Annotated in this window: 5 protein-coding genes; 2 read left to right on the forward strand and 3 right to left on the reverse strand. The window is 31.4% G+C overall.

Annotated features, from left to right (window positions below; genetic code table 11):
- Positions 1–695 (forward strand): OmpA family protein (locus ACTG3Y_RS13065; protein ID WP_439153363.1); only part of this gene is annotated, 695 nt, incomplete at its 5' end.
- On the opposite strand, the gene ACTG3Y_RS13070 is transcribed toward ACTG3Y_RS13065, so the two are convergent.
- Genes ACTG3Y_RS13070 through rpiB form a run of 3 tightly spaced genes read right to left on the reverse strand, consistent with a single transcriptional unit; the run spans position 692 to position 2534 of the window.
- Positions 692–1135, reverse strand: coding sequence for a GNAT family N-acetyltransferase (locus ACTG3Y_RS13070; RefSeq protein ID WP_439153364.1), 444 nt, complete (start codon positions 1133–1135; stop codon positions 692–694). The genes ACTG3Y_RS13065 and ACTG3Y_RS13070 overlap by 4 nt on opposite strands.
- Positions 1136–1184: 49 nt before the next feature.
- Positions 1185–2099, reverse strand: a complete 915-nt coding sequence (locus ACTG3Y_RS13075) for a cation diffusion facilitator family transporter (protein WP_439153365.1) — start codon at positions 2097–2099, stop codon at positions 1185–1187.
- Positions 2100–2534 (reverse strand): ribose 5-phosphate isomerase B, encoded by a 435-nt coding sequence (gene rpiB, locus ACTG3Y_RS13080; protein ID WP_439153366.1) that lies wholly within the window; start codon positions 2532–2534, stop codon positions 2100–2102.
- A gap of 762 nt (positions 2535–3296) precedes the next feature.
- On the opposite strand from rpiB, the gene rnr reads away from it, so the two are divergent.
- Complete coding sequence (rnr, locus tag ACTG3Y_RS13085) at positions 3297–5501, forward strand: ribonuclease R (protein WP_439153367.1); 2205 nt, start codon at positions 3297–3299, stop codon at positions 5499–5501.
- The last annotated feature ends 99 nt before the right edge of the window (positions 5502–5600 follow it).

The raw sequence follows: 5600 nt of genomic DNA on the forward strand, positions 1-5600 counted from the left end.
ACATGGATATCGAAAAGATTTCTATCTATGGTTTCTGTGACGATAGAGGTAGTGATTCCTATAATCTTGTCTTATCTCAACAACGTGCAGATGCAATTAAAGAAATATTTTCTAATAATGAGTTTGACGAATCTGTTATTACAAATGTTGATGGAAAAGGAGAAATTCTTCTTAATGTTATAAATGATAATGACTTATATAAAATTAGAGGACTAAATCGTAAAGTTGAAATCATTGTAAAACAGTATGATCCTCCACGTGTAAAAGCAGAAGAGCCTGAAAAACAAAGTACAGCAGACTTATTAAAAGGTGATCTTAAAGAAGGTGATAAAATTCAATTAGAAAATATTCTATTTAGAACTGGTTATAGTTATTTAACTAAAGAATCTAAAAATAAACTAGATGAAATCGCTAAAATACTAGTAGAACGCACCGATATTTACTTTACCATTGAAGGTCATGTTTGTTGCACGTATGGATCTAGAGATGCTATTGACCGCAAGACTAAAAAACGAAATCTATCGCTTGCCAGAGCTAAAACAGTGTACGATTATCTAGCTACGAAAGGTGTAAAAAAATATCGGATGAAATTTGTGGGCCACAAACGAAAATATCCTTTAGGTGGAGAACCAGAATTAGATAGGCGTGTTGAAATTTTAGTAACTCGCATTATAAAGCCTAGAAGATCTAACTAAGATCTAACCATAGCTATATGCGGTATACCGTCTTCCAGGTACTCCTCTCCTACTTCGAAGAATTCTAAATTATTATAAAAACGCTTCAAATATGTTTGTGCTGACACCTTAATACGGTTCTCCTTGTAATGATTCTTTACAGCTTTTATAGAAGCATTCATAATATCATAACCATAATTGTGAGAACGTTCAGTGTCCTTAACCACTACTCTACCAATACTAGAGACTTCAAAATAATCTCCTGGTTTAAAAGTGCGTGTATAAGCAACTAAATCATCATCTTTATACCCTAGAATATGTAAAGCTTTTTGATCTTTCCCATCAATATCCTGATAAACACAATCTTGTTCTACTACAAACACTTCGCTTCTTAGTTGAAGAAGATCATAAAGTTCTTTAGTACTTAATTCTTGGAATGTTTTGGTTTTTATTTTTAGCATACTCTACTTTTATAAGATCCTGAAATAAACTAAGGATGACAAGATGTTTTCAATCTTGTACAATAACATCTTTAGCATCACATTTACCAAATTCTGGTTGAATATTAATGTGGTTAATATCGTAATTATGATATACTAATTCTTCAATTTCATTTAAAATAACATCAAATTCAGATAGTGTTATATCTTTATTAAAATCTATATGCGCTTCTAAATGGATTTCGTCTTCATTAAGTTGCCAGATATGAACGTGATGCACGTTTTGTATAACATCAATCTTTTGAATATCTTCAACAATAGCATTAAGAGAGGTCGCCTGTGGAGTAAACAACATTAATACATTAAATGAATTTTTTAAAAGATCCCAACCCATTACAACCAGATAAATAGCGATGGCGAGCGTTAATGCGCTATCTATCCACCATATTTCATAAAATTTCATTAATAAACCACCTATTAATACCGCTACACTTGCCATCATATCTGTTAACAGGTGTAAATAGGCACTCTTTAAATTCATATTATCATTAGCACTCTTTTTTAATAATAGTACACTAAACCCATTCCCTAAAATAGCAATTGTAGATAACCAAATAACCAGATTAGATTCAATTTCTTCTGGATGGTTAAAACGCTCTATCGCTTCGATAATTAAAAGAACAGCAACAATAATTAAAGTTGCTGCATTTATAAAAGCGGCTAATATTTCGGCACGTTTATAACCAAAGGTGCGTTTTAAAGATGCTTTTTTCTTTACAAGTTTATTAGCTACATAACTAATAACTAAGGAGATAACATCACTAAAATTATGTAGTGCGTCGCTCAGTAATGCTAAACTTCCGGATAAAATACCACCAATAACCTGTGCTACAGTAATAGCTATATTAAGAAGTATGGAAATTAAAAGATTACGACTATTAAGATCTTGCGTATGTGAATGATTATGAGTGTGCGAATGACCCATCTAACATGAAAATGGAATTTTGTCAACACGGTTTTGATGACGACCACCTTCAAACTCAGTATTTAAAAATACATCTACCATTTTTATAGCTTGAGGAATTGAGGTAAAACGAGCAGGAATACAAATAATATTGGCATTATTATGTAAACGGGTTAATTCCGTAATTTCACTCGTCCAACAGACACCAGCTCTTACGTTTTGATATTTATTAGCGGTCATTGCAACACCATTGGCGCTACCGCAAATTAAAATACCACAATCTACTTTATTATCATTTACGTCCTTAGCAACTGGATGTACAAAATCTGGATAATCTACACTATCTAAAGTATCGGTTCCATAATTAGTTATACGGTGTCCTTTGGCTTCTAAATGTTTTACAATAGCTGCTTTATAATCTGGACCTGCATGATCGTTTCCTATTGAAATGTTCATCGTTTTAATTTTAGTGTCATTGCGAGCAAAGCGCGGCAATCTGTTTATTTTCCTAGTATAATACAAAGTTAATAATTGCTAATAAGTAAGCATAACTTATAAGAGCTTACTTATCCATAAGTTTTAAGTTTATTAATATGTTTTTTATGAGCATTTATAATAAGTGTTTATAAGTAATACTAAAATTAATGAGTACTTGTTAATAACTGTTCACAACTCGTAAAAAGAAAAATTAGGAATATCAATTTAATTTTTCAAAGCAAAATAGCATTTATATAACCTAATTTTTTAGTCCTTTTTTTGGAGTGATTTTATAAACAGATTTTACTTTGAAATAAACATGTTTTAATAAAAAACATATCATCTAAAACTATTAACATTGGTTATTAACACCTGTTTATAGTTTTTAGATTTTCATTATAAATAAGATAGTTAGGTGTAAATTTAATGTTAACTAAAGCGTAATAAAATGTAAACTACAACTTCTCAAAACAAAACTCAAAAAAGTTATACCAACTATTAACAGACTATAATAACCATCATTTTATTTTTTAAATTTTTAAAGAAAAATGATTATATGTATATATATGTTGATAAGTGTATTTTACAGCGCTTTTTCATTTATTTAACCTTTACTAAACACTATTAAATATTAATAGTGTAGCTTTGCAGTAAACTTAATATCTTCACTTCCACCTATATTAAGTTAAAAATGAAGAATTCCTAACACTTTTAGGAAAAGAATATGATTACAAAAATTAAATGACAAGAAAGAAAAAAAGGAAATCTAGAAACAATAAGATTTCTAACCTTACAAATACAATCTTAAGTATTTTAAAAAAAGAACGCAACAAATCTTTTAATTATAAACAAATAGCTGCTAAACTAGGAGTTAACGACGCTAGTAGTCGCAATCAGATTATTAAAAAATTAGCCCAACTAAAGGCGAAACAAGAGATAGAAGAAGTAGAACGCGGTAAATTTAAAGCTGTTGTAACTACAGAGTACCATACAGGTATTTTAGATATGTCTTCTAAAGGCAATGGTTATATTATTTCAGATGATTTTGAAGACGATGTTTTTATAGCCTCTAATAATATCAACAAAGCCTTAGATGGAGATGAAGTAGAATTCTATGCTTATAAAAGACGTCACAGAGGTAAACAAGAAGGTGAAATTACCAACATTATTAAACGCGCAAAAAGCGAGTATGTTGGTACCATTCAAATTCAGGATAAAAAGAATTTTGCTTTTGTTGTACCAGATAGCTCAAAGATGTATAAAGACATTTTTGTACCTATTAATAAAATTAACAAAGCAGAAGATGGTGATAAAGTTTTGGTATCACTAGACGATTGGCCAGAAAAAGCAGATTCGCCAAACGGTAGAGTTATTAAGGTATTGGGTAAACCTGGTGAACATAGTACAGAGATTAATTCTATTATGGCAGATTATGGCTTACCATTAGAGTTTCCTCACGAGGTAGAAACCTATGCTAATAACGTAGATATTTCTATAAAACCAGAAGAAATTGCTAAACGACGCGATATGCGTAAAGATTTAACCTTTACCATAGATCCAAAAGATGCCAAAGATTTTGATGATGCCTTATCCTTTAAAGTTTTAGAAAACGGCTTATATGAAATAGGAATCCATATTGCAGATGTATCACATTATGTCCAGCCAGGTACAGTTTTAGATGATGAAGCTTATGAGCGTGCCACTTCTATTTATTTAGTAGATCGTGTGGTACCTATGTTACCAGAGCGCTTATCTAATGGAGCCTGTTCATTACGACCACACGAAGAAAAATATACCTTTTCTGCAGTGTTTAAAATGAATGATAAATGTGAAATTAAAGACCAATGGTTTGGTAGAACAGTGACCTATTCTGATGCACGTTTTGCTTATGAAGAAGCTCAGGCAGTTATAGAATCTAAAACTAATAATATTCCGCAAGATGTATCATTAACAGGAAAGCCTTATAAAACGGATCAAGCCATAGCTGAAGCGATTTTAAAAATGGATGAACTCGCAAAAAAAATGCGTTCTCAACGTATGCGAGAAGGAGCAATTTCTTTTGATAAGGTTGAAGTAAAATTCAATTTAGACGAAGAAGCAAATCCAGTTGGTGTTTTCTTTAAAACTAGTAAAGATGCTAATAAATTAATCGAAGAATTTATGTTATTAGCTAACAGAAAAGTTTCTGAGTTTGTTGGAAAACAAAAACCACAAAAAACATTTGTCTATCGTGTACATGATGAACCAGACGAAGCAAAGTTGGCACAATTACAAACCGTTGTCGGACGCTTTGGACATAAATTAAATTTTAGAGATCGTAATAGTGTGGCGTCGTCATTAAATAAATTACTTTCGGATGTGGTAGGGAAGAAGGAACAGAACTTGGTAGATACACTTACTATTCGTACCATGTCTAAAGCAGAATATACAACCCATAACATTGGTCATTATGGATTAGCATTCGATTATTACAGTCACTTTACCTCACCAATTCGTCGTTATCCAGATGTAATAGCACACCGTTTATTACAACAGTACTTAGATGGAGGTAAATCTGCGAATGAAGATATTTATGAAGAAAAATGCAACCATAGTAGTAATATGGAATATTTAGCCACAAAGGCAGAGCGTGATTCTATTAAATACATGCAGATTCGTTTTATGCAAGACCACCAGGATGAAGAATTTTTAGGAGTGATTTCTGGTGTTACGGATTGGGGAATTTATATAGAAATCATCGCTAATAAATGCGAAGGTATGGTGAGTGTTAGAGATATGAAAGACGATCATTACCAGTTTGACCAAGACCACTACGCTATGATTGGTAGAAAAACCAAAACCATGTATCAACTCGGAGATGAAGTTATAGTAAAAGTCAAAAACACAGACTTAGTGAAGAAACATTTAGATTTCTATATGGTTGGAAAACCAAATTCTGAAGAGTAAATTTGTAACTCAACCATTTACTTAGATTAAATATGATTTTAACGACAACAAACTCAATAGAAGGTTATAAAATAATAGACTACTTAGGTATAGTCACAG

The sequence above is a fragment of the Winogradskyella sp. genome (assembly GCF_965656915.1).
Lineage (GTDB): Bacteria > Bacteroidota > Bacteroidia > Flavobacteriales > Flavobacteriaceae > Winogradskyella.